20 protein-coding genes are annotated in these 23,653 nt (G+C 72.9%); 9 read left to right on the top strand and 11 right to left on the bottom strand.

Features of this window, described 5'->3' with window-relative positions; genetic code table 11:
* Positions 1 to 398: 398 nt before the first annotated feature.
* The 8 genes from AB0O36_RS30455 (at position 399) to AB0O36_RS30420 (ending at position 8,323) form a co-directional block, all read left to right on the top strand.
* Positions 399 to 1,532, top strand: a complete 1,134-nt coding sequence (locus tag AB0O36_RS30455) for an acyl-CoA dehydrogenase family protein (protein WP_365115743.1) — start codon at positions 399 to 401, stop codon at positions 1,530 to 1,532.
* A gap of 369 nt (positions 1,533 to 1,901) precedes the next feature.
* Complete coding sequence (locus tag AB0O36_RS30450; protein ID WP_365115742.1) at positions 1,902 to 2,978, top strand: SDR family oxidoreductase; 1,077 nt, start codon at positions 1,902 to 1,904, stop codon at positions 2,976 to 2,978.
* A complete protein-coding gene (locus AB0O36_RS30445; protein WP_365115740.1) occupies positions 2,975 to 4,306 on the top strand; it encodes an aminotransferase class III-fold pyridoxal phosphate-dependent enzyme in 1,332 nt (443 codons plus the stop codon). The genes AB0O36_RS30450 and AB0O36_RS30445 overlap by 4 nt, the downstream gene beginning before the upstream one ends.
* Position 4,307: 1 nt before the next feature.
* The gene (locus tag AB0O36_RS30440; RefSeq protein ID WP_365115739.1) at positions 4,308 to 4,796 is read left to right on the top strand and encodes an SRPBCC family protein; all 489 of its coding nucleotides are present in this window, start codon (positions 4,308 to 4,310) and stop codon (positions 4,794 to 4,796) included.
* Positions 4,793 to 5,329 (top strand): flavin reductase family protein, encoded by a 537-nt coding sequence (locus tag AB0O36_RS30435; protein WP_365115737.1) that lies wholly within the window; start codon positions 4,793 to 4,795, stop codon positions 5,327 to 5,329. Before AB0O36_RS30440 ends, AB0O36_RS30435 begins: the two co-directional genes overlap by 4 nt.
* Before the next feature lie 81 nt (positions 5,330 to 5,410).
* Positions 5,411 to 6,253 (top strand): SDR family oxidoreductase, encoded by an 843-nt coding sequence (locus AB0O36_RS30430; RefSeq protein ID WP_365115735.1) that lies wholly within the window; start codon positions 5,411 to 5,413, stop codon positions 6,251 to 6,253.
* On the top strand, positions 6,250 to 6,909 hold the full coding sequence (locus tag AB0O36_RS30425) for a sterol desaturase family protein (protein ID WP_365115733.1): 660 nt from the start codon (positions 6,250 to 6,252) through the stop codon (positions 6,907 to 6,909). Before AB0O36_RS30430 ends, AB0O36_RS30425 begins: the two co-directional genes overlap by 4 nt.
* 157 nt (positions 6,910 to 7,066) lie before the next feature.
* Positions 7,067 to 8,323 (top strand): nitric oxide synthase oxygenase, encoded by a 1,257-nt coding sequence (locus tag AB0O36_RS30420; RefSeq protein WP_365115731.1) that lies wholly within the window; start codon positions 7,067 to 7,069, stop codon positions 8,321 to 8,323.
* 161 nt (positions 8,324 to 8,484) lie between these two features.
* Here AB0O36_RS30420 and AB0O36_RS30415 read toward each other — a convergent pair whose 3' ends face one another.
* The 5 genes from AB0O36_RS30415 to AB0O36_RS30395 form a co-directional block, all read right to left on the bottom strand.
* A complete protein-coding gene (locus AB0O36_RS30415; protein WP_365115730.1) occupies positions 8,485 to 9,360 on the bottom strand; it encodes a sterol desaturase family protein in 876 nt (291 codons plus the stop codon).
* 52 nt (positions 9,361 to 9,412) lie between these two features.
* Complete coding sequence (locus AB0O36_RS30410; protein WP_365115729.1) at positions 9,413 to 10,156, bottom strand: AraC family transcriptional regulator; 744 nt, start codon at positions 10,154 to 10,156, stop codon at positions 9,413 to 9,415.
* Positions 10,157 to 10,283: 127 nt separating this feature from the next.
* Complete coding sequence (locus AB0O36_RS30405; protein WP_365115727.1) at positions 10,284 to 11,687, bottom strand: cation:proton antiporter; 1,404 nt, start codon at positions 11,685 to 11,687, stop codon at positions 10,284 to 10,286.
* A 79-nt stretch (positions 11,688 to 11,766) separates the two neighbouring features.
* Positions 11,767 to 12,597 carry a diiron oxygenase gene (locus AB0O36_RS30400; protein WP_365115725.1) on the bottom strand — a complete coding sequence of 277 codons (831 nt, stop codon included), beginning with the start codon at positions 12,595 to 12,597 and terminating at the stop codon, positions 11,767 to 11,769.
* Positions 12,598 to 13,010: 413 nt separating this feature from the next.
* Positions 13,011 to 14,396, bottom strand: a complete 1,386-nt coding sequence (locus AB0O36_RS30395) for a DHA2 family efflux MFS transporter permease subunit (protein WP_365115723.1) — start codon at positions 14,394 to 14,396, stop codon at positions 13,011 to 13,013.
* A gap of 240 nt (positions 14,397 to 14,636) precedes the next feature.
* On the opposite strand from AB0O36_RS30395, the gene AB0O36_RS30390 reads away from it, so the two are divergent.
* Positions 14,637 to 15,335, top strand: coding sequence for a TetR/AcrR family transcriptional regulator (locus tag AB0O36_RS30390; RefSeq protein WP_365115721.1), 699 nt, complete (start codon positions 14,637 to 14,639; stop codon positions 15,333 to 15,335).
* Between the two features lie 110 nt (positions 15,336 to 15,445).
* On the opposite strand, the gene AB0O36_RS30385 is transcribed toward AB0O36_RS30390, so the two are convergent.
* The 6 genes from AB0O36_RS30385 to AB0O36_RS30360 all read right to left on the bottom strand — a co-directional run bounded on the left by AB0O36_RS30385 (position 15,446) and on the right by AB0O36_RS30360 (position 23,617).
* Entirely contained in the window at positions 15,446 to 16,384 is a 939-nt protein-coding gene (locus AB0O36_RS30385) for an SAM-dependent methyltransferase (protein ID WP_365115720.1), read from the bottom strand.
* Positions 16,381 to 17,640: an FAD-dependent monooxygenase gene (locus AB0O36_RS30380; protein ID WP_365115718.1), complete on the bottom strand. Its 1,260-nt coding sequence runs from the start codon at positions 17,638 to 17,640 to the stop codon at positions 16,381 to 16,383. The genes AB0O36_RS30385 and AB0O36_RS30380 overlap by 4 nt, the downstream gene beginning before the upstream one ends.
* A gap of 59 nt (positions 17,641 to 17,699) precedes the next feature.
* Entirely contained in the window at positions 17,700 to 18,785 is a 1,086-nt protein-coding gene (locus AB0O36_RS30375) for a monodechloroaminopyrrolnitrin synthase PrnB family protein (protein ID WP_365115717.1), read from the bottom strand.
* Positions 18,786 to 18,951: 166 nt separating this feature from the next.
* Positions 18,952 to 20,649, bottom strand: coding sequence for a fatty acyl-AMP ligase (locus tag AB0O36_RS30370; RefSeq protein ID WP_365115716.1), 1,698 nt, complete (start codon positions 20,647 to 20,649; stop codon positions 18,952 to 18,954).
* On the bottom strand, positions 20,646 to 23,360 hold the full coding sequence (locus AB0O36_RS30365) for an aminotransferase class III-fold pyridoxal phosphate-dependent enzyme (RefSeq protein ID WP_365115715.1): 2,715 nt from the start codon (positions 23,358 to 23,360) through the stop codon (positions 20,646 to 20,648). The genes AB0O36_RS30370 and AB0O36_RS30365 overlap by 4 nt, the downstream gene beginning before the upstream one ends.
* A complete protein-coding gene (locus AB0O36_RS30360) occupies positions 23,357 to 23,617 on the bottom strand; it encodes an acyl carrier protein (protein ID WP_365115713.1) in 261 nt (86 codons plus the stop codon). Before AB0O36_RS30360 ends, AB0O36_RS30365 begins: the two co-directional genes overlap by 4 nt.
* Between the last annotated feature and the right edge of the window lie 36 nt (positions 23,618 to 23,653).

Below are 23,653 nucleotides of genomic sequence, written 5' to 3'. Positions count from 1 at the left end.
TCCGACGCCGACGGGGCGCGGGCCGACAGGGCCCGCGCCCCGTCGGCGTCACCGCGCCGCCCGTCGGCGCCGATGTGCCCGTCGGCGCCGATGTGCCCGTCGGCGCCGATGTGCCCGGCAGAGTCGACGTACCCGTCGGCGACACCGCCCGGGGGCGTCAACGTGCTGGATGAACAGGACACCCGGGAACTTTTCACACCCCGGCATGAAGGCTTCACGAGCCGGTCCACCCACGCGAGATCGTGTCGAACTCCTGAGCGGAACCTTTACTTCCACTGCATGGGCGCTGCATCTGGGGCTCATAGCGTGGGCCGTGCCGCTGGGACGTCCGACCAAGATCCGCCCGCATGCGTCCCCCGGCCGGAAAGTGTCGAGCGACCAGTGGGGGGTCCCGGTCCATGCGATTCCTGCAGCGTGAACGAACTGTCCTGGAGCAAGTCCTGCCCGGCCTGGACGAGCTCCTGGCCGCCACCCCGCTCACCGAGCTGGAGGCGGTCGGCGGCCCCGGGGTGAAGCTGTTCCGCGAGGCCGGCGGCCCCGGACTGCTGGTCCCGGCCGAGCACGGCGGAGCCGGCGCCGACCTGCGGACCGCCCTGCACGTGCAGCGCGCCCTCGGGTCCCGCTCCCCCTCGCTGGCCGTGGCGACCACCATGCACCACTTCTCGGTGGCCTCCATGGTCGAGGCCGCGGCCGCCGGCAGTGGCATGGAATGGCTGCTGCTCGCCGCCATCGCCAAGGACAACCTGCTGCTCGCCTCCGGCTTCGCCGAGGGACGCACCGGCCAGGGCATCCTCAGCCCCTCCCTGACCGCCCGCACCGAGGGCGACAAGGTGTTCCTGAGCGGCTCCAAGAAGCCGTGCAGCCTCGCCCACTCCATGAACCTGCTCACCGCGTCCCTGCCGCTGCCCGGACCGGACGGCACCGACCGGCTGGCCTTCGCCCTGATCCCCGCCGAATCGCCCGGACTGTCCGTCCGGCCGTTCTGGGGCAGCCCGGTCCTGGCCGGCGCCGAGAGCGAGGAGATCGTGCTGGACGACGTCGAGGTACCGGGCGATCTGCTGGTCGTCACGGACGTCACCGCCGACGGACGCCTGGACCAGCTGCAGACCGTCGGCTTCGTCTGGTTCGAGGCGCTGATGACGGCGAGCTACCTGGGGGCCGCGTCCGCGCTGGTCGAGCGCGTCCTCGCCAACCCCCGCGGGGACGCGGCCGTCGCCGCCGACGCGGTGACCTCCGTCGAGACGGTCGCCCTCGCACTGGAGGGCCTCGCGGCGGAGGTGGCCGGCGGTGAGGTCACCGAGGACACCCTGACCCGTTCCCTGATGTGCCGCTACGCCGCCCAGGACGCGATCGGCCGGGTCCTGTCGCTGTGCGTGGAGGCGCTGGGCGGCATGGCCTTCATCGGCTCCGGGGACATCGCCTACCTCAACTCCACCTGTCGCGCCCTCTCCTTCCACCCGCCCTCGCGCGCCCGGATGGCGGCACCGCTGACCGAGTACTTCACCGGCAACGAGCCGCTGCGCATCCCCTGAGGACCCCCGCTCCCGCGTTCTTCCGCTCCCGCGCTCCGGCGCTCCCCCGGTCCACCGCTCGGCCCGGGGCCCGGAGCCCCTTCCCCCAGCCGGGAAAGGATCCGGGGAGGGCGCAGGAGGAAGGGGTCGGGGAGGGGGAACCTCCGGACCGGCCGCCCGGCCGCCCGGCACGCGAGTCCGCCGTGCCTTCCGCTCCCCGCCGGCCGTCCCGTCGGCCCCGTCCCCGGCCTCCCCCCGCGCCTCCGCACCGCCCGCGGTTCCCGGCCCTGCGCCCCACGCGCGCCGCGACCGCTCCGGCCGCTCCGCCACCGGCTGCCGCCCGTCTTCGATTCCCGTACGCCCACTGACCCGTCCGTGAGGTGCTCGATCGTGCCCAGCCATCCCACCGTTCTGCTCACCGGCGCCTCCGGTGTCGTCGGCAGCGCGCTCCTTCCCCAGCTGTCCGACTGCCACGTGATCGCCCTGATCCACCGCACTCCCGTAGCCGGCGCCGACGAGCAGCTGGCCGGCGACCTGACCGCGCCCCGGCTCGGCCTCGACCCGGACGCCTACCGCGCCCTGGCGGCGCGGGTCGACGTGATCGTGCACTGCGCGGCCGTCACCGGCTTCTCCAACGGCCCCGAGGCCACCCACGCGCTCAACGAGGCCGGCACCCGCCGGATGACGGAGCTCGCCGCGGACGCCGGCGCCGTGCTCCACCACGTGTCCACGGCCTTCGTGGACCGCAACGACCTGACCCGGGCGCAGCTCGGGCAGGACCACGGGGACGCCACCGCGCGTCCGGAGGACTACCTGGACTCCAAGCGGGCAGGCGAGGACGTCGTACGCTCGTCCGGGGTCCCGGCCGTGATCATCCGTCCGTCGGTGGTCATCGGGGACTCCGTCACCGGTGCGATCTCCGCCTTCCAGGGCATGCACGGCATCCTCCACGGTCTGCTGCGCGGTGTGCTCCCGCTGGTCCCGGTGCCCGCCGAATCGCCCGTCGACTTCGTGCCGCAGGACCTGGTGGCCGCCACCATCGCCGGTCTGATCCGGCAGGGCCGGCGGGACGGCGAGGTCTGGGTCACCGCCGGGAACAGCGCGCTGAGCACCGAGCGGGTCATGCAGGTCGTCGGCGACACCGCCGAGGAGCTCGGCCTCGACCCCGTACGGCCGCGCATGGTCGGCCCCGAGATGATCGACCGGCTCATCCGTCCGGTGTTCATCGCGAACCTGCACCCAAGGGCGCGCCGCCGGTTCGACGACATGCTCGCCATGACGGCACTGTTCGCGCACGGCCACGTGTTCCCCACCGGCCTCGGCCGGGAGCCCGGTGTCCCGGCCGCGCCCAGGCCGGAGGAGCTGGAGGCCGCGCTGCGGGCCTCGGTCGCCTACATGGCCCACGCCAAGGGCATGGTCCGCCGCCTCCCGGAGCCGGTCCTCGCGGGCGGGCAGGTCCCGGCATGAGCGGACTGACACTTCCCGCGACCGACCCCGGCACGCCCGTCTCCCCCGCCGCGCCCGCCGCGCCGCGCCCGGCCTCGGCGCCGTCCGCCCCGGAGGTGCTGGGCATCTACCGCCGGCACGTGAGCAAGGGCCGGGCCCGTCTCGCCTCGCTGACCGGCGCCGTCATGGAGGTGGCCTCCGCGGGCAGCCTGGTGTGGGACGCCGACGGCAAGGAGTACCTGGACTGCGGCGGCTACGGGGTGTTCCTCCTCGGCCACCGCCACCCCCGCGTGGTGGAGGCCGTGGTCGACCAGATCCACCGGCACCCCATGGCGACCCGGATGCTCCTGGAGCCGGTCGCGGCGACCGCGGCGGCGGAGCTCGCCTCGGTCACGCCCCCCGGCCTGGAACGGGTCCACTTCGTCAACTCCGGTGCCGAGGCCACCGAGACCGCGATCAAACTCGCCCGCGCCCACGGCCGGCACCGGCTGATCTCCGCGGTCGGCGGGTACCACGGCAAGACCACCGGCGCGCTGGCCGTCACGGCCAAGCCGCTCTACCAGGACCCGTTCCGGCCCCTGCTGCCGGCCGAGCACGTCCCGTACGGGGACGCCGAGGCCCTCGGGCGGGCGCTCGCCGCCGGCGGCCCGGCCTGCGTGATCCTCGAACCCGTCCAGGGCGAGGGCGGTGCCGTCGTGCCGCCGCCCGGCTACCTGACCCGGGTGCAGGAGCTGTGCGCCGAGCACGGGGCGATGTTCGTCCTGGACGAGATCCAGACCGGCCTCGGCCGGCTGGGCTCCTGGTGGGGCGCCGACGCCGAGGGGCTGCGGCCGGACGTGCTGCTGGTCGGCAAGAACCTCAGCGGCGGCGTCATCCCGGTGGCCGCCGCGGTCGCCACGCCCGAGGCGTACGCGCCGTTCGACAAGGACCCGTTCCTGCACACCTCCACCTTCGCCGCCGCCCCGGTGGCGATGGCGGCCGCCGCGGCCGCCGTCGCCACGATCCGGGAGGAGGGCCTGGTGGAGCGGGCCCGCACCCTGGGCGACGAGCTGACCGGCCGCCTCCGTACGGCGCTGGCCCCGCTGCTCGGCGGGGTGGTGGCGGACATCCGCGGCCGCGGCCTGCTCCTGGGCATCGAGATGTGCGACGAAGGGGCCGCCGGCCAGCTCGTCATGCACCTGCTGGAGTCCGGCGTGCTGGTCAACCACTCCCTCAACGCCCACCGCGTCGTACGCCTGACCCCGCCCGCGGTGCTCACGCCCGCCGACCTGGACCGGATCACCGACGCCTTCACCTCCGCGGCCACCGTTCTGGCCCGGACCTCCGCACCCACGAAGGGGACACGCTGACATGCCCGAGGTGACCCTCGAAGCCCTGGTACCCGACACGACCGCACCGGCCGTCTTCGAACGGCTGCGGGACTTCTCCGCCTACCCCACCTACACGGACGCCGTCCGCGAGGTGGCCGTCACCGACAACGGCGGCGACGTCATGGACTCGGAGTGGTCGGTCAACTTCCGCAACGGCATCCTGTGCTGGACCGAACGCGACCGCATCGACGCCGCCAACCTGACCATCGACTTCACCCAGACCGACGGTGACTTCGACCAGTTCGACGGCGCGTGGACGGTGAACGGCCACGCGGACGGCACGGTCACGGTGCGCTTCGCCGCCCGCTTCGACCTCGGCATGCCGACCCTCGCCTCGATCATCGACCCGATCGCCTGCGAGGCCCTGGTGGAGGCGATCGGCCTCATCCTGCGCGGACTGCTGGGCGAGCACATCACCCTCACCACCCCCGAACCCGTCGGCGCCTCGGCGGGAGCGGACGCGGCGTGAGCGGCGCGCTCACGGCCCCCGCCGTCGCCCCGCCCACCGGCGGTGCCGCGGCGGCGGTGACGGCCCGGGAGTTCAAGGAGGTCCTCGCGCAACTCCCGTCCGGCGTCACCGTGCTGACCACCGCCGGACCCGACGGCAGCGGGATGGCGGGCATGACGGCGAGCGCCGTGTGCTCCCTCTCCCTGGACCCGCCGATGATCCTGGCCTGCGCGGCGAACCACAGCCGCACCCTGGCCCGGATCCGGAGCACCGGGAGGCTGGCCGTCAACGTCCTGCGCGAGGACCAGGGCCATCTCGCCCGCCGGTTCGCCGACCCCCAGGTCGGCCAGGACGCCCGGTTCGCCGCCACCGCGCACCACCTGGAGGACGGCCTGCCCGTGCTCGACGACGCGCTGGCCTGGCTGGCCTGCACCGTCGACGCCGCCCATCCCGGCGGTGACCACACCATCCTCACCGCCGGGGTGCGCCGGCTCGGCCTGGGCGGCGGGCATCCGCTGCTCTGGCACAACCGCACCTTCCGGATCCTCGCCTGATCCACCACCCGTATCCGGCTCCCCGTACGCCACGTACGCACCGCTCCGTACCAACCGGCACTCTTCTGGAGGCTTCCCACCGTGCCCAGGGACATCAGGAACAAGATCGTCGCGATCACCGGCGGCAGCCGCGGCATCGGCCGTGCCACCGCCGAGCAGTTCATCGCCGCCGGCGCCAAGGTGGCCATCGGCGCGCGCAACCACGACTTCGCCGCCAAGGTCGCGGCCGACATCGGCGCCCGCGCCTACCCGCTGGACGTCACCGACCCGGCCGGCGTCCAGGCGTTCTGGAACGCCGTCGAGGCCGACCTCGGCGCGATCGACATCTTCGTCAACAACGCGGGCGAAATGATCGTCGGGCCCTTCGAGAAGGAGTCCGACGAGGACACCGCGCACCAGCTCGGCGTCAACCTCATCGGCACCCTGAACGGCATGAAGACCGCGATCGGCCCGATGCGCTCCCGCGGCCACGGCCACATCATCAACATGGTCTCGGCCGTCGGCATGATCGGCCTGCCCGGCTGCGCCACGTACTCGGCCGCCAAGCACGGCGTCGTCGGCCTGTCCGAGGGCGTCCGCGCCGAACTCCGCGGCAGCGGCGTGGACCTGTCCATCATCCTGCCCATCCCCGCCCAGACCGAGCTGACCTCGGGCGTCGGCAAGGGCCGCTTCGTGCCGCTGCTCACCCCCGACGACATCGCCAAGGCGGTGCTGCGGACCGCCCGCCGCCCGGTCTACAACCGGTACGTGCCGGGCTGGACCAACCCGGTCACCCGCTCGCTGTTCCTGCTGCCCCAGCCGTGGCGGGACGCGATGGGCCGCTTCCTCAAGGCGGACCAGCTGCTGCGCACCACGGACTACCAGGCCCGCATCGCCTACGAGGCCCGGGTGAAGGTCCCCAGCGCGGAAGGAGCCGGGGCGTGACCTCCGCAACACCCGCCCGCCCCAACAACTACAAGGGCGCCGTCCGCCGCGGCAAGGCGCCGGCGGTCGTCGGCTGGCGCTGGCTGGACCACCTGATCCACGTCCATCCGGTCACCACCGTGCTCATGTTCTCCCCGGTGATCGCCGTGTGCGTGTGGTTCTCCATCGGCGACGCCGGCGGCTGGGCCCTGCTCGGCTGGGCCGCGGCGGGCTACCTGACCTGGACGCTGTCGGAGTACTGGGGCCACCGGATCGTGCTGCACTACGAGCCCGAGAAGGGTTTCGGTGCCCGCCTGCACTACATCCTGCACGGCATTCACCACGACTACCCCACCGACCCGCGGCGCTCCATCCTCAGCCCGCTGCTCAGCATCCCGATGGTCGGCGGAACGATCTACCTGGCCTCCGGGGTCGGTTCACTGCCGCTGGTCTTCGGTGCCGGCTACACCTTCGGCTACCTGACCTACGACCTGTTCCACCTCTACCTGCACCTCGCCACGCCGAAGAGCAGGCTGATGCGGCACCTGCGGTCGCTCCACATGCGCCACCACTTCCGCGACGACACCAAGGGCTTCGGCATCTCGGCCCCGTACTGGGACGAGCTGTTCGGGACCTCCATAGCCCGGGAGACCCGGTCCAAGGAACCGGCCGCCTGAGGTGCGTCCCCGCCGGTCCTGCGACCCGGCCCCCAGACGGCGCGGGCACCCCGCGGCGAACGACTGACCCCCTGTAGTCGTCGATGCCCCCGCGAGGGTGCCCGCGCCCACGTCGCGCCACCGCTCACCCGGCACGCCCGCCTGCCCCAAGGACCGGATGCCGGAGCCGAACGCCATCCGCGAGGAACTGATGAACTCCGAAACGCTTCTGGCTCGCATCTACACCCTCGACACCGCCACCGACGACACCAGCACGCCGGGGTCCCGGCCCGCGCCGGTCAGCCGGCCGCACCCCGCCGAGGCCGACTGGGACGAAGCGGAGGAGTTCATCCGCCTCCACCACGGCGAGCACCCCGACCAGGCCGTGCCGCCGGCCGCACGGCTCCAGCAGGTCCGCGCACAGATCGACGGGACCGGCACCTACACCCACACCGCCGACGAACTCGCCTTCGGCGCCCGGGTGGCCTGGCGGAACTCCAGCCGGTGCATCGGCCGCCTGTACTGGAAGAGCCTGCGCGTCCTGGACCGCCGCGACGCCACCACCGGCGAGGACGTGCACCGCTACCTGGGCGAGCACCTGCGCCACGCCACCAACGGCGGCCGCATCCGGCCGGTCATCTCCGTCTTCGCCCCGGACACCCCGCAGAGCCGGGCGCCCCGGGTCTGGAACGACCAGCTCATCCGCTACGCCGGATACCGCCAGGAGGACGGGACGGTCATCGGCGACCCCACGTACACGGACTTCACCGAGACCGTGCAGCGGCTCGGCTGGCAGGCCCCCGGCGGCGCCTGGGACGTACTGCCCTGGGTCATCGAGGCCGGCGAGGACAAGCCGGAGCTCTTCGACGTCCCGCCGGACCTGGTCCTAGAGGTCCCGCTCACCCACCCCGACCGGCCGGACTTCGCCGACCTCGGCCTGCGCTGGCACGCCGTCCCGGCCATCTCCAACATGCGGCTGCGGGTCGGCGGGATCGACTACCCGCTGGCACCCTTCAACGGCTGGTACATGGGCACCGAGATCGGTGCCCGCAACCTCGTCGACGAGGACCGGTACAACCTGCTGCCGGTGATCGCCGAACTCCTGGGCCTCGACACCGGCAGCGAGAGCACCCTGTGGCGCGACCGCGCCCTGGTCGAGCTCAACGTGGCCGTGCTGCACTCCTTCAACCGGGACGGCGTCAAGATCAGCGACCACCACACCGAGTCTCGGCACTTCATGACGCACCTGGCCAAGGAGGAGAAGCAGGGCCGGACCGTCCCTGCGGACTGGAGCTGGATCGTGCCGCCCGTGTCCGGCGGCATCACCCCGGTCTTCCACCGCTACTACGACGAGGCCGAACAGCGCCCCAACTTCCACCTCGACGAGGACGCCCGGGCCCGCGGCCGCGGCGGATGCCCCTTCGGCCACGGCTGAGGGCGGCGGCCGGCGGGGCCGGCCGCGACGGCGGACGCTGTGGACACCATGGGCACTGCGGGCGCTGCGAAAACCGCGCACTGCGAAAACTGCGAATACTGCGGACGCTGTGGATACGGCGGAGACGGCTGAGGCTGACGGTCCTTCGGGGACCGACGGCCTCAGCCGCCGTCCGTTCCCGGGGCGCACGCCCCCCGCGGCCGGAACGGCTCGGACAGCTGGGCCAGGTACTCCGTGGGATAGCGGGGCTTGGCCGCGATGCCCAGGTCGTCGCTGGAGAAGCGCCGGCCGGGGTCGAAGGAGTACGTGCCGAGCATCCGGTCCCACACCAGGGTGAAGAGGCCGAAGTTGACGTCTCCGACACCGGCCCACTTCAGGTGGTGGAAGCGGTGGCCCTCGTTGAGCGACAGCACGTACCGCAGCGCACCGACCCGGTAGTCGGCGTTGGAGTGCTGCAGGAGCAGCTGCACGGCCACGGTCAGGGCGAGGGCGGCGGCCACGTCCGCCGGCATCCCGGCGAGCAGGAGGGGCGCCACGCCGGCCGCCAGCTCCGCGCTCTGGTGCAGGGGGTGTTTCATCAGCCCGTTGAAGCCGTAGAAGCGCTTCACCGAATGGTGCACCGCGTGGAACCGCCACAGCAGGCCCACCTTGTGGCTCGCGAAGTGCACCAGGGTGATGCCCGCGTCGGCCACCAGCACCGCCAGCAGCACCTGGACCGGGAACGGCCACGCGGACGGCCACACGTCCGCGACCGTGACCGCGCCGGCGAGCACCGGCAGGGAGGCGACGCTCGCCAGGATGAGGGTCTCGTTGACGAAGGCGTGGAGGACGTCCCGGCGGCGGTCGGCCATCGGGAGGTTCCACTCGTCGGCGTAGGGGAGCAGCCGTTCGGCCGTGAACGAGGCCGCGACGGCGGCCCCGAGCAGCAGGAGCAGCCACGCCTTCGACGCGCCGGCGGCCGCCAGCGCGATACCGGTCCCGTTGACACCGACCAGGAGCAACGGGACGTATCCGTACCGGATGAGGGTTTCGACCATGCCGTCAGCGTGCGCGCCGGCGGCTGCGTCGGCTTGTACGGATCCGCTGCCCTCAGGCCGACCGGCGGGGGGCCGGCCGCGCGGTGGCGGGATCCTCCCACCGCAGGCCCCGCAGCAGGTCGGAGGGGCTCGTGCCGAACATCTCGTGCACGACCCGGGTGAGGTGGGAGCTGTCGGAGAAGCCCGCGCCGTGCGCGGCGCGGGTCAGGGTGGCGCCGGCCCGGACGAGTTCGATGGCCCGGCGCAGGCGCGCCCACCGCAGGTAGGCCGGGAAGGACATGCCGACCTCCTGGGCGAAGAGGTGTCCCAGCCGGCTGGGTGAGATCCCCGCGGCGGCCGCCACGTCGTCCAGCCTGACCGGCCCGCCGAGCAGCGCCCGGATGCGGGCGGTGGCCGCGCGTACGGCCGGGTGGGCGGGAGTGGCCGGGTACTCCGTGGCCACGAGCAGCGACAGGTCGGCCGGCCCGTCGGGCTGCGCGGCCCTGATCCAGTCGGCGATCCGGTCGCCCCCGGCCGGGCGGGGGCGCACGGCCCGGCCGAGGACGGAGTCGGTGTCGCAGTACACCAGGGTCCCCCGGGCGTCGAGGGCGCGTACGGTGTGCAGCGCGCGGGCGGGGATCACCGCGGCGCGGACCGGGCGGGCGTGCCCGTGGCCGTCGGTGAGCTCGACCGTTCCGGAGGTGACGATCACGATCTGCACGGCGGCGTGGGCGTGGGCGTGGGCCGACCCGATCCGTCCGTGGAACGTGAGCCGGCCGGGCTCCAGGGTCACCTTGCCGTTCCACCTCTGCGTCACCGGCGACACCCGACCTCACCCGGGGCAACGTCACGACGCAGGTGTTATGCCCCGGGGTGCGGTGGTTCGAACGGCCCCGGCCGAAGGGCGTCCGGGGAACGGCCTGTTCGCACCGCTCCCCGGCGGCTCAGGTTCCCGCGTACCGCCGGCTGATCAGCGTGAGGGCGGGGGCGGTGAGCACGGTGGAGACCAGGGCCATGATGACGAACATGGTGAACACCGTGGGTGTGATGACCCCGAGGTCCAGGCCGACGTTGAGCACGACCAGCTCGGTCAGCCCGCGGCAGTTCATCAGGGCGCCCATGGCCATGGAGTCCTCCCTGCCCATGCCGCAGCCGCGGGCGGCCAGGGTGGTGCTGCCCCACTTCGCGGCCATCGCCACCACCAGCACGGCCAGGCACCACAGCCACGCCTCGGCGTCGCCGAGCAGTCCCAGCGAGGTGCGCATCCCGGAGTAGACGAAGAACAGGGGCAGGAGCAGCGACTCGGTGACCGACCGGAGCCGGGCGAGGGCCCACTCCAGGGGGGCCGAGCCGCGGGGGGTGACCGCGCCGAGCAGGAAGGGCCCGAAGATGGCGTGGATGCCGATCTCCTCGGTGGCCAGGGCGCAGAGCAGGATGGCGGAGAAGAGCACCGGCAGGACGGCGGGGCCCGTGGCCCGTCCCGGTGCGCTCAGCACCCGCTGCAGCAGGGGCCGTACGAGGAAGTGCAGCAGGGCGCAGAACAGGAGGGTGAGGACGAGGATCCAGCCCACGCCGGCCGGTGAGGAGTCCGCCGCGACGGCGACGACCACGGCGAGGAGGCACCAGGCGGTGACGTCGCCCACGGCCGCGCAGGAGAGGGCGACCGGTCCCACGCGCAGTTCGCCGGGCCGCCGTTCGGCGATGATGCGGGCCAGGACCGGGAAGGCGGTGATGCTCATGGCGACCGCGATGAACAGTCCGAAGGCCGTGAAGCCCAGCCCCTCCGGGGCGTACGTCCCGTACATGCCGAGGGCCAGGAGGGATCCGGCGAGCAGGGGGACGGCCACGCCGACGTGGCTGATGGCCAGGACGGTCTGCCCGCGGCCGCGCACCGCGCCGAGGTCCAGCTCGTAGCCCACGACGAACATGAAGCAGACCAGGCCGAGTTGGGCGAGGATGTTGAGGGGGCCGGAGATGTCGGCGGGGAACAGCCACTGGTGTCCGGAGGGCCAGAGCCATCCCAGCAGTGAGGGGCCGAGGACGACGCCGGCGAAGATCTCCCCGATGACGGAGGGCTGGCCCGTCTTCCGGAAGAGACCGGCGATCAGGTGGCAGACGATCAGGATGGCCGGCAGGGCGAGCAGCAGCGCGGCGAAGGTCCCGGCGGCGGGCGTCTTGCCGCCGGCCGCACCGCCGCCGTCGGCGGTCCCGGCGCCGAACCGGAGCACGACGAGGACCAGGGCTGCCGGGAGCAGTACCAGGAGGACGTAGACGTGCCGGGGGCGGGATCGGGTCCCGGGGCCCGGTGGCGCGTTCTTCGGGGATGCCAGGGTCAGGTCTTCGGCCACGACGGGTGCCTCCTCGGCCTGTGGGGCAGGGGGATGGTGCCGGGCCGGGGAGGGCGGCGCGCGGGTCTCGGCGCTGCGTTCACCACGTTCTCACCCGGCGCGGTGCGGGGGCCGGGTCCCGGCCCACCCCCGCCGCGCGGAGGAAGGTCCGGGTCCGGTGCAGCATCTGGTCGTGCACCTCCAGCCGGGCGGGGTGCTCCATGGCGCGGCGCCGCAGGGCCGGCCCGTCCGGGATGCCGGCGTCGCGGTAGGCGGCCGGGTTGTAGAGGGTGCCGACGGTGTGCCCGAGGTGGTCCTCCAGGGACGCGGCGAGCAGCGGCAGTTCGTCCCGGTCCCGGTCGGCCACCCGGCCGAGCAGGGTGCGCACGAGCGTGCGCCCGAAGTCGATGTGCCGGCTCTTGTCCCGGTGGAGCACCCGGTGGATCTCCCGGACGGCGTGCGGCAGCGACGGGTCGGCCGCCATGTACGCGTGGTGGTGGTCGACGACCTCCTGGAGGATCAGGACGCGCGCGAAGACGATCGCTTCACGGGCCGCCGGCGAGAGCCGGCCGAGGTGGTCGGCGTTCGGCGAGGGCGGGGCGGGATAGAGCTTTCCGCCGTGGCGCAGGCAGAATTCGGCGAGGACGCGCAGGTGTTCGTTCTCCTCGCCGATGAAACGGTGCAGGAGTTCCGAGACGTCCGCATAGGGCCGCTCGTGGACGCGCATCACGGCCGCGCTCACGAAGACGCGGCTGCCGTGGACGCCGAGACTGAAGAGGCTGATCGCCTCGTACCTGGTCAGCGCGGTCTGCTGGCCGGGGGTCAGGTCGTCCCACATCGGGGTGCCGGCCGGCGTGGTCAGGAACTCGCTCATCCACGGAAGGCCGGGCTCGATGCTTTCGGGCCAGTCGAACAATTCGCCTACCGCCATCTTCGCTCGCCCTTTCGGATGTCGACGCTACCAGCCGGGGTTGACGGCCCGGCAGATGAATTGCGCACCCCTGTCCGTGCGTTTCGCACGGACGGGAGCGGTGCCGTCGCGCACGGCACCCGGGCGGCCCCGGGGCCGTGCAGCAACGACGAAGCTCCCGGCGGCCGGGCGCGCGGACCCTCGGGTCCGCTCCGCGGCTGCCGGGAGCCCTGTGCTGTCCTCATTCCGTTCGGCCGGTGGGCCGGCCTGGTGGGGACCGGGCCGTGGCGCTCGCCGCGGCCGGTCTTCCCGAGTCGCCCGGGACGGGGTCGTCCGGGTCCGCCGGGGCACGGTCGCCCGCGCCCGGCGGGAACCGGCCGTCCGGGCCCCGGGAGACACGGTCACCACCGGCCCGTATCCACGCCCCCACGGGGCTAGTCCCGGCTGGGGACCGCGTCGCGGGCGTCCGCTTCCGCCGCGGGTGCGGTACGGGGCAGGACCGCGATGGCGATGAGGACGGCGCCGAGCACGACCACGGCACCGATCGTCATGGCGAGCGCGTAGCCGTCGTTGAGGGCCTCGAGGGTGAGGCGGTCTCCGGTGCGCTCGTTCGCGGCGGTGCCCAGGGCGGCCAGTCCGAGGGCGGCACCGATCTGGCGGGTGCTGTTGAGCAGGCCGGAGGCCGCACCCGACTCGTGGGGTTCGACACCGGCGGTGGCCAGGGAGACGGCCGGTGCGAGGCAGAGGCCGATGCCGATGCTGGCGATGATCGACGGGCCCAGGATGTCGCCGGTGAACGAGCCGCCGACGCTGATCATGCCGAACCAGGCGAAACCGGCCGCGGTCAGCACGCCACCGACGATCAGGATGTTCCGGGGGGCCACCTTGAGGCCGAACTTGATGGCGAGGACGGAGCCGATGATCACACCGATGGCGAACGGCAGGAACTCCACACCGGACTTGGCCGGACCGGTCCCGAGCACGCGCTGCAGGTAGAGGGAGACGAAGTAGAAGGCCGAGGCCATGCCGCCGCCGAGGAACAGGATGAAGGCGTTGGCGCCGGCGACGGAGCGGTTGGTGAACAGGCCGAGCCGGATCAGCGGGTCGCGGGAGGTGGTCTTCTCCACGTAGACGAACGCGGCCAGCAGGAGGACGGCGATGCCCAGGGTCGTCAGGGTCTGCGAGGAGGTCCACGGGTGCTGGTCGGTGCGGACCACGCCGAAGACGAGCAGGCTCATGCCCGCGGTGGCCAGGACGGCACCGAGCACGTCCGGGCGTCCGCGGTGCGTGGACGGGCTGTCAGGAGCGATGCGCCAGGCCAGGGCCAGGGCGACCGCCGCCATCGGGACGTTGACGTACATGACCCATTCCCAGCCCGCGTACTCGGTGAGGAGGCCGCCGATGAGGACGCCGAAGGCGCCGCCCGCGGCGTTCATCGCGCTCCACACGCCGAACGCCTTCACGCGTTGCTTGCCGGAGGGGAAGGTGGCGGTCAGCAGGGCCAGTGCCGCCGGTGCGAGGGCCGCGGCCCCGACGCCCTGTACGGCGCGGGCGGCCACCAGGTGGCCGGGTTCGGTGGCGAAGCCGCCGACCAGGGACGCGAGGCCGAACACCGGAAGGCCCAGCATCATCAGCCGCTTGTGGCCGAAGAGGTCGGCGATCTTGCCGCCCAGCAGGAGCAGTCCGCCGAAGGTGAGGGCGTAGGCGTGGATCACCCAGGTCAGGCCGACTTCACTGAAGCCGAGGCTGGTCCTGATCTCCGGAAGTCCGACGTTCACGACCGACAGGTCGAGGGACACCATGAACTGGACGACGGCCACCGCGGCAAGGGTGAGCCCTGCAGCACGGGCATCCCGGCTGGTGACGGTCGATCCGCTTGTTAAATCCGTGTTTGTCACAGCAAGCCAGTCCTCTGCGCTCTCGTGTCAGTAGAGTTTCCGAACTCGTTCTGAAATTAGCACCGAGCCCGCCGCGCTGTCGAGCGGCGAGGAATCGGAGATAGTTCGAAAATGCTGCGGAGAGGGACTGGCCACGGCGTTCGGCTAGGGCATGATGGGACGATGTCACCCAACACACCCCACGGCCGTGTCGGCCGACCCCCCGTCACGTCCCGCACCCAGATCCTGAGCGCGGCCCGCCGGCTCATCGATCGCGACGGCTGGGACAAGCTGACGATCCGCCGGCTGGCGGCGGAGATCGGCATCGGGGCGACGACCCTCTACCACCACGTGCGCGACAAGGAGGACCTGCTCCTGCTGCTGATCCGCGAGTACGCCGAGCAGATCCCGCAGCCCGAGCTGCCCGACGAGCCGCGGGAGCGCATCATCACCGCCGCCGCGGCCATCCACGACTCGCTCGCGGCCTGGCCGTGGGCGGCGGAGGTCCTCACCACCGACGGCTTCATCGCCCGGCTCGGCGACTCGGCGCTGTGGCTGGTCGAGGCCATCCTGTCGGGTGCCGTCGAGCACGGCTGCACGCCGGAACAGTCCGTCTACGTCTTCCGCAGCATCTGGTACTACACGGTCGGCGAGATCCTGGTCCGCGCGCACTCCGCCCGTGCCCAGGCGGTCGACGAACTGCCCACCGCCGAGGACTTCGTGCAGCTCGGCGACACGACCCAGCTGCCGCGGCTGGCCGCGCTCAGCGAGCAGTGGATCAAGCTGGCCACGCAGGACACCTTCGCCCTGGGGCTCCGCGCCTTCACGGACGGGCTCCTCGCCCAGTCCACGTCGCCGGCGCCACAGCCACATCTCGGCTGACCGGGGCCGGCCCGCCGGCGCCGCACCGCCGGCCGGGGCCGTACCGGCCAGAGAGCGGGACCCCCGCCCGCCCGGCCGGGCCGCCCCCCGCGGTCCGGGCCGCCGCGCCGTCAGGCCAGCCGGGCGTGGGCCAGCCAGTGGTGGTCGCGGGGAGGGCAGAGACGGGCCGGAGGAGTGGGGAGCCAGGGGCAGGCGCCCTCGGCGAGGGCGTGCAGGGTGTGGGCCTCCGCCTCCCAGCCGTGACCGCGCAGGAAGCCGCCGAAGTCGTCCAGGCCCAGCCGGAAGGCGGATCCCCGGGACTTCATGAAGGCCAGGAACGTCTCGTTCGCCGGGTCGGTGAAGTAGTCGGCGTGCGGGGCGTCGATGAGCAGGACCGAGCCGGGGGCCGACAGTTCGCGGACCTGCGTGAGCAGCCGGGTGAAGTGCTCCAGCCGGAGGTACGGCAGCAGGCCCTCGACGATCCAGGCCGTGGGGGCGTACGGATCGAGGCCGGCGGAGCGCAGCCGGCCGGGCCAGGTTCCGTCGCGGAGGTCCGCGCCGAGGGCGATGCGCCGGCACGAGGGCCCTTCGCCCAGGGGTTCCAGCAGTTCCTCCTTGGCTTCGAGCTGCCCGGGGAGGTCGACCTCGAAGAACGCGGTGCCGGCCGGGAGGCCCAGCCGCCAGGCACGGGTGTCGCTTCCCGCCGCCAGGCAGACCACCTGGGTGATCCCCCCTGCGACCGCCCGGGACAGGGCGATGTCGCCGAACCGGCCCCGTACGATCACCGATCCGACCGTGCCGCCCGCGTCCAGCGCCTCGGCGGCCATGGCGCGCGAGACCGGCGTGCTCAGCAGTTCCGCATGCCGGTCCGTCAGGTAGGGGTCGGGGCGCTCGTTCTCCAGGGCCCTGATGACGGCGGTGATGAAGCCGGTTTCCTTGACGGCCTCGGTGGCCGGGTCCGGGGCGGCCGGGTCCCGCCGGGCCGTGCCGTGCTCGGCTGCCTCGTGGCCGGCGGCGTCCTGCACGGCTGCGTCCTGCCCGGCCGTGTCCTGCATGGCTGCGTCTGTCACTGTGTTCTCCAGCTCTCCATGGCGGCCGGGGGCCGGCGGACGGACAGGGAGGGCCTGGAATTGACCCGGTCCTGGTCGAACCTGCCGGTCTCGGCATAGCTTCGGGAGATCTCCGCGAGTTCCTCCTCGCCGAAGACCTCCCGTACGTCCGCGAAACCGCGGGGGGCCCGTTGGTGGGCCAGGGTGATGACCCGCTCCGGCCCCATGGAGCGGTTGCTCCGCTGGAGTTCCGTCATCTGGGGCCGGCGTTCCTCCTCGTACGCCCGCAGGGCCGCGCCCGGATCGGAGTTCCGGGCGAGGTGCCAGGCGAGCACCCGTGCGTCGATGACGGACTGGGTGGCCCCGTTGGACCCGGCGGGGTACATCGCGTGGGCGGCGTCGCCCAGCAGCGTCACCCGCCCGTACGTCCACCGGGCGAGGGGGTCCCGGTCGGTCATCGGGTGGTGGTGCACCTCCGGTGTGTCGCCGACGAGGCGGGCCAGGTCCACTCCGGGGGGCGACCAGCCGCCGAAGTGCCGCAGGACGGAGGCGTGCCCGTCGTCGGCCTCGGCGTCCGGGAGGGCGGCCACCCAGTTGACCAGGGTCCGGCCCGTGGCCCGGTCCGTTTCGATGGGGTACAGGACCAGCCTGCGCCTGTCGTCCCCCAGGACTGCCATCGACGCGCCCGTCAGGAACGGTTCGGCCCAGGCGGTCCCCCGGTGGATGGTCGTCCCGTTGGCGGGGGGCGGGCCCTCGCCGGGGTGGAGCGCCGCGCGGACGGCCGACCGGATGCCGTCCGCGCCGATCAGCAGGTCCGCCCCGACGGTCCGGAGCGTGCCGGCCGGGTCCGTGAAGGTCGCGGACGTCCCGCCGGGTCCGTGGTCCAGACCGACGAGCCGGGCGCCGGTGACGATCGCGCCGTCACCGAGCCGGCGGCGCACCTCCGCCGCCAGGACGTCGACGAGGTGGGAGCGGGAGACCGAGAGCTGCGGCCACCGGTAGCCCGCCCCGACTCCGCGGTCCTCCCGCCAGACGAGGTTCCCGTACGGGTTGTACATCGCCAGTTCCCGGGTGCGGACGGCCCGTTGCTCCAGGGCGTCCAGCAGTCCGAGTCCGTCGAGTTCGCGCACCGCGTTGGGCAGGATGTTCAGGCCGAAGCCCAGGGAACGGATGCGGGGTTCGGCCTCGTGGACGGTGACCTCGTCGAACCCTGCGGCGTGCAGGCTGAGCGCGGCGGCCAGTCCGCCGATCCCGGCTCCGGCAATCGCGATTCTCATCGCCTCACGTCACTCCTGTAGGTGGTGGGGTCGTGGGGGCTCTCAGGGGTCGGTCCCCATCAGCGCGGGGCCATGGCGGAGCCGATCAGGGCGCCGTTCTCCCGGGTGAGGGTGAGGATGTCCTCCAGGAGCCCCACGCTCCCCCCGCCGCTGCCGAGTTCGTAGAGCCGGACCTCCTCGTGATAGGCGCGGCGCGCCATCACCAGGTGCTTTCCGCGGAACGCGGTGAGCGAACGGAGGGCCTGCCGCAGTCCCCTGGCGCCGGACTCCAGCGGGTCCGGCCCGGACTGCGCGCACGGACCGCAGAGCGCCTCGGCGATCCGGGAGGTGAGGGAGGGCATCCGCGCCCACTCGGCGTATCGTTCCTGCCAGTCGGGGAGGGTGTGCAGGGCGACCTCGTGGCAGAAGTCGAGGTATTCGGGGCTGCCCCGGTCCGACGCCCAGAGCAGCAGGTCGATGAGGAAGAGGGGGATGTGCGCCGCGGCCGGCCCCATGTAGCGCCGGCCGGCGATGTGCACGTCCTCGAAGAAGGGCCGCAGTTCCAGGGCGAAGAACTCGGGGGTGACGTTCGCCATCACGTCGCCCATGGCCCGGTCGGCCGCCGTCACGTGTGCGGCCAGGCAGAGGAGCTTCTCGGCGTGGGCGGGGCCGTAGGGGTCCCCGTCGTCCTGCAGGGAGCGGCCCACTGCGACGGCGTGGGCCAGATCGGGTATGCACCGCCGTACGGCGCCGATGAGGCTGCGCTCCATCTGCTGTCCGCTGTACAGGCGTTCGCGGTCCCCCTCGGGGTTCCAGCAGGTGTAGTGGTAGACGGTGTCCCGCGGGATCATCCGCGTGCGCAGGCCCAGCAGTTGGAAGCAGCGGGTGGCTCCGGGGACGGCCTCGAAGGCGGACACCCCGTGCCTCTTCAGGCTGCCCAGGTACATGCCCAGGTCGCGCATGGCGGCGAGGCACTCCGGCACCGTGAAGGCGGAGACGATGTCCTCGCAGGGGAGCGCCTCGCCCAGCACCCGCGCCAGCGCGGCGACGTCGGCCGCCTCGTTCATCTTCGCCAGCGACCGCAGGTCCTCGTCCAGCCTCAGCGGGTCGAGCCGTCTGACCGCTTCGTTGCGTTCCTCGGAGGTCACATCGATGTCAGCTTGCATGTCGACCAACTCTTCCGATGGGGATTGATTGTCACTGGACGTCGGAGGAGGGGGGCGCGACCGCGCGACGGGGGCCGGTGCGGCCCGGCGCACTGCACGCCGGGCGCACCGGCCCCCGCTGCCGGCCGGTCCGTCCGCCGGCCGTCTCCGTACGTCGCCCGTGGGATCAGGCGCCGGAGGGCAGCCATCCTTCGACGAACATCTCCCGCGCCTTCGACCGCTGCAGCTTTCCGCTGGTCGTCTTGGGAATGCTGTGCTTCGGGACCAGGTGGACCGCCGCGGCCCGGACGCCGGTGCGGGAGCTCACGGCCGCGCCGACGGCCCGGCGCAGCTCCTCGTGCCGCTCGTCCTCCAGCTCCGTCTCGACGACCAGGTGGAGTTCCTCCGAGTCGCTGTGGTCGTCCCGGTAGCCGACGGCGATCACATTGCCCAGGCGTACGCCGGGCACCGTCTCCGCGGCCTGTTCGAAGTCCGACGGGAAGTAGTTGGCGCCGCGGATGATCACCAGGTCCTTGGCCCGGCTGGTGATCCGCAGGCCGCCGTCGCGCAGGTAGCCGACGTCCCCGGTCTTCCACCAGTCCGGTGCGTCCACCGACGCGGCGGTGGCCTCGGGGAGGTTGAAGTAGCCTGCCGTGCGCGAGGGTCCGCGGAACTGGATGTGGCCGATGTGGTCCTCACCGAGGGCGTTGCCGTCGTTGTCGACGATCCGCACCTCGGTGCCGGCCACCGGGTGGCCGCAGTCGACCACCTGGAGCGCTTCCGCGCTCTCGGGGTCGACGTCGACGACGCGTCCTTCGCCCACGGCGGCCTGCCGGTCGATGGAGTCGAAGACCAGCGGTGCGTCCGCTCCGGTGTTGGTGATGGCCAGGGTGGCCTCGGCCATGCCGTAGCAGGAGGTGAAGGCATTCTCGGGGAGGCCCCACTTGGTGAAGCGCCCGACGAAGCGGCGGACCGTGGCCGGCTGGACGGGTTCGGCCCCGCAGACCGCCACCCGCCAGGACGACAGGTCCACTCCCTCCAGTTCCTCGTCGCGCACCCGGGCCGCCGCGTAGCCGTACGCGAAGTTGGGCGCGGCCGCGATGGCGCCGCGGTGGGCGCTGACCAGCCGGAGCCACTCCCCCGGTGCCCGCAGGAAACGGGTGGTGGGCATGAGCACGGTGCTCGACCCTACGAAGACCGGGCACAGCAGGCCGGTGATCAGGCCCATGTCGTGGTAGAGCGGCGCCCAGCTGACCGTGGTGTCGGCGCGCGACCAGTCGACGGCACTGGCCGACTGTTCGCAGTTGGCGGCCAGGTTGGCGTGCGAGATCATGACGCCCTTGGGCGTGCCGGTGGACCCGGAGGTGCACTGGATCAGCGCCAGGTCCTCGGGGTCGGGCAGCCGGACGGGGTGCAGCGGTGCGTCGTCCGACAGGGCGCGGGCCAGGATTCCGGCACCGTGCAGCAACCGGGTGTCGCCGAGGTGGGGAATGGCCTCGATGACCTTCGAGGTGGTGATGACCGCGGCGGGCCGCAGGTATCCCACGAGGTCCTTGACCTGGCCCTCGAATCCGGCGGCGCCGCCGAGGCTCATGGGCAGCGAGATCGCCGTCGGTACGGCCCCCAGGAGCTGGACGCCGAAGAAGGAGACGATGAACTGGGAGCCCGTGGGCAGGCAGAGCAGCACCCGGTCGCCGTGGCCGACGCCGTGCTCGGCGAGGTGTGCCGCGCACCGCCGGGCGGCCCGGAGCAGTTCGTCGTAGCGGAGCGTTTCCTCTCTGCCTGGCTCTGGGACCAGGGTCACCCCGGACGCGTCGGAGCCTCGTTCTGCCTCCGCCGCCAAGGCGTGCAGGATGCTGGGGAAGCGCGGGCGAAGGGCGGTCATCCGATGTTCTCCTCGAGGGCGCCGGTGAGCTGGTCGACGATCCACGGTTGGACCGAGACGTCGTCGGAGACGATGCGGGCGGGATGGAGTCCGTGCCGGACGGCGAGGTCCGTGGCGGCGAGCACGCCCGCCGAGGTGAGACCGCCGTACGAGGGGCTCGGCGTGCCGGGTTCGAGGCCGAGCAGGATGGTCTCGGCCAGGCAGGAGTAGACGATTCCCGGCGGAAGCGTGATGCCGGGGAAGCGCGGGGTCTGGCCGCCCGGGAGGCGGATGCGCCCGCCGGAGACCAGGTCGACGCCGGGCAGGCCGGCCACGGCCGGGTGCACGTCACCGGGGACCGCGAGGTCGCAGACGAGCACGTTCCGGTCGCCGGCGAGGTGGTGGGGCAGGATCACCGGGTCGGCCGAGTTGGTGGCGCTGACCACGATGGGGCAGTCGCGCAGGGCGGCCATGTCCTCGGCCACCTCGACGTCCGCCAGGTGGGAGAAGCGGGCGGCGACCGCTTCGAGCCGGCGGGCCGAGCCGGGCCGGCCGACCAGCACCAGCGAATCGCAGTGCGGGGCGGCGAGTTCGGCCATGACCGCGCCGATGTTGCCGATGGCGCCGACCACTCCGACGCGGCGTTCGCCCGGACCGGACCGGGCCAGCTGGCCGAGCAGCAGGTCGTGGGCGCAGGCGGCGGTCAGCGAGTTGCCCGAGGTGACCCGGACGTCGCACTCCACCACGTCGCGCGCGGCGTTGGTGACGATGGAGGTGTGGCCGCCGAGGCCGATGACCTCGGCGCCGAGCGAGACGCCGAGTTCCACGGCGTCGAGCACGGTGCGGCTGAGCCAGGCCCGCTGTCCCGCGCGGAGCGCGGCGTTGGCCTGGGCCGCGGTGAAGGGCGCCGCGATCAGGATGACCTCGACCTCTCCCCCGGCGGCGGAGGTGATGCGGTGGCGGGCGACCTCGTAGGGGTCGAGTTCCCCCCACATCCGGTCGAGGGCGGCCTCGCACTGCTCGTCGGTCCACGCCGAGAGTTCCGGCGCCATGGAGGACAGCTTGCCGGGGACGTCCAGGTTGGCGAGGAAGGCGACGCGGCGCACGCCCGAGCGCTTCCCGCCGTGCTGCGCGGGCCGGTCGCGGCGGGGCAGCGGTACGTGCTGCCGCGGCTGCCAGTCACCGGCCGGCGGTACGGTCAGGTGCTCCAGCAGGGTGGCGTATTCGCCGCGGGAGAGCAGGCCGGCGACCTCGTCGAAGGCGGCGGCGATCCGGTCCACGTCGGCCGGCTCCAGCAGGGCCGAGGGCTGGACGCGGACGGTGGTGGGGGCGGACAGGGTGGGCATGACCCTGATCCGGTGGGCGTGCAGCAGCCGGCCGGCGATGACGAAGCCGAGCGACTCGGAGTCGAGGACTCCCTGGAGCAGTGCCGATCCGGGGCTGGGCAGGGCGAATTCGATGCCCAGGAGCAGGCCCCGGCCGCGGACCTCGACGACGGCGTCGGGCCACCGGGCGGCGACCTCCGCCAGCCGGTCGCGCAGCAGCCGGCCGGTCTCGGTGATGCGGTCGCGGTAGGTCTCGGAGAGGCCGAGGGCGGCCGTGGCGATCCGGGACGAGAACTCGTCGTCGGCGAAGGTGGAGGTGTGGTGGCGGCCGAAGTCCGGTACGTACCGGTCGGCGGCGACCAGCATCGCCGACACCTTGGCGAGGCCGCCCCCGAGGGACTTGGAGAACAGGTAGTAGTCGGCGGTCACACCGGAGGCCTCGGAGGCGAGGAAGGTGCCGGTGCGTCCCATGCCGCACTGGATCTCGTCGAAGACCAGCGCCGCGCCGTGCCGGTCGGCCAGTTCGCGCAGGGCGGCGAGGGTCTCGGCGGGGACCTCGCGGACCCCGGCCTCGCCCTGGACGGGTTCGGCGAAGCAGGCGGCCAGCGGGGAGATCAGGCGGACCTCGGAGTGCGGCACGCCGGCGGCGTCGACGCGGACGGTGTGCACCGCGACGCATTCGGCGTCGAGCGCCCCGGTCACCTCGGCCGGGGTCCAGTCGTGCAGGAGCCGGTGCCGGGGTCCGGGTACGTGCAGGTCCGCGGGTACGTTGCCGCCGTGGGTCAGGGTCGCGGCGCCGGCCGTCTTGCCGTGGAAGGCGTTGCGCAGGGAGACGAAGACCGGCTCCGTCCGGCGCATCCCGGCGATCCGGTCAAGGGTCTCGGTCAGCACCTCCGCGCAGGGGCGCCCTTCGGCGGGCCCGGTGGCGCAGGGGACGGTTGCCAGGCCGTCGCGGCGGAGGCGCCGCAGCGACACCTCGCACTCCTCCTGGAAGGCGCCGAGCCGGCGCCGGTGCTCGACCGTCGCGTGCTTCACGGCGGCTTCCACCGCGTCGGCTCCGGTGCTGCCGAGGGTGACCACGTAGCGGGTGCCGGTGGTGGCGCCGACCATCGAGGAGAGCCGTTCCGCCAGTTCGGCCGCTCCGGGGCGGATGCTGGCCTGGGCGTTGAACGGGGTGCCTTCGTCGAAGCACGCGCGTGCCACGTCCAGCAGTGCCGGGTGGTTGTGCCCGAACAGCGAGGAACCGGCGCCGCCGACCAGGTCCAGGACCTGGTCGGCGCCGTCGGGGGTGTCCAGGGTCAGGTGGTCGCCCCGGCCGGCCGTGTAGGTCACGTCCAGGTGCAGCGCGCGGAAGAGCCTGGCGAACTCCGGCCGTGCGTACCGTGCGAAATCGTCCCGGGCGTTCACGCGGCACCGTCTCCTCGGCCGACGGTCACGGCCAGGGATTCGGCGACCTGGTCCACGACGTCGCGCAGGGTCTGCATCGAGGCCGCCTGCTCGTCCGAGATGTGCACGTCGAACCTGGACTCCATCTCGACGATCAGGTTGATCGAGCGGATGGAGTCCAGGCCGTAGTCCGTGAGCGGGACGTCGGGGTTGATGTCGGGTACCTGCAGTTCTCGACGGAACAGTTCGTCGACGACCGCGAGGATGTCGTGGCTCATTGTCTTCCTTCCCCGTTCGGACACCCTTCCTCCGGC

This window comes from Streptomyces sp. NPDC089799, assembly GCF_040684755.1.
In the GTDB taxonomy this organism is placed as follows: Bacteria; Actinomycetota; Actinomycetes; order Streptomycetales; family Streptomycetaceae; genus Streptomyces.
This window is presented reverse-complemented; position numbering and strand designations above follow the sequence as displayed.

Coding starts and splice junctions, on each gene's coding strand:
- AB0O36_RS30455 (WP_365115743.1), top strand. CDS start 399: ATGCGATTCCTGCAGCGTGAACGAACTGTCCTGGAGCAAGTCCTGCCC.
- AB0O36_RS30445 (WP_365115740.1), top strand. CDS start 2,975: ATGAGCGGACTGACACTTCCCGCGACCGACCCCGGCACGCCCGTCTCC.
- AB0O36_RS30440 (WP_365115739.1), top strand. CDS start 4,308: ATGCCCGAGGTGACCCTCGAAGCCCTGGTACCCGACACGACCGCACCG.
- AB0O36_RS30420 (WP_365115731.1), top strand. CDS start 7,067: ATGCCGGAGCCGAACGCCATCCGCGAGGAACTGATGAACTCCGAAACG.
- AB0O36_RS30415 (WP_365115730.1), bottom strand. CDS start 9,360: ATGGTCGAAACCCTCATCCGGTACGGATACGTCCCGTTGCTCCTGGTC.
- AB0O36_RS30400 (WP_365115725.1), bottom strand. CDS start 12,597: ATGGCGGTAGGCGAATTGTTCGACTGGCCCGAAAGCATCGAGCCCGGC.
- AB0O36_RS30390 (WP_365115721.1), top strand. CDS start 14,637: ATGTCACCCAACACACCCCACGGCCGTGTCGGCCGACCCCCCGTCACG.
- AB0O36_RS30380 (WP_365115718.1), bottom strand. CDS start 17,640: ATGAGAATCGCGATTGCCGGAGCCGGGATCGGCGGACTGGCCGCCGCG.
- AB0O36_RS30375 (WP_365115717.1), bottom strand. CDS start 18,785: ATGCAAGCTGACATCGATGTGACCTCCGAGGAACGCAACGAAGCGGTC.
- AB0O36_RS30370 (WP_365115716.1), bottom strand. CDS start 20,649: ATGACCGCCCTTCGCCCGCGCTTCCCCAGCATCCTGCACGCCTTGGCG.
- AB0O36_RS30360 (WP_365115713.1), bottom strand. CDS start 23,617: ATGAGCCACGACATCCTCGCGGTCGTCGACGAACTGTTCCGTCGAGAA.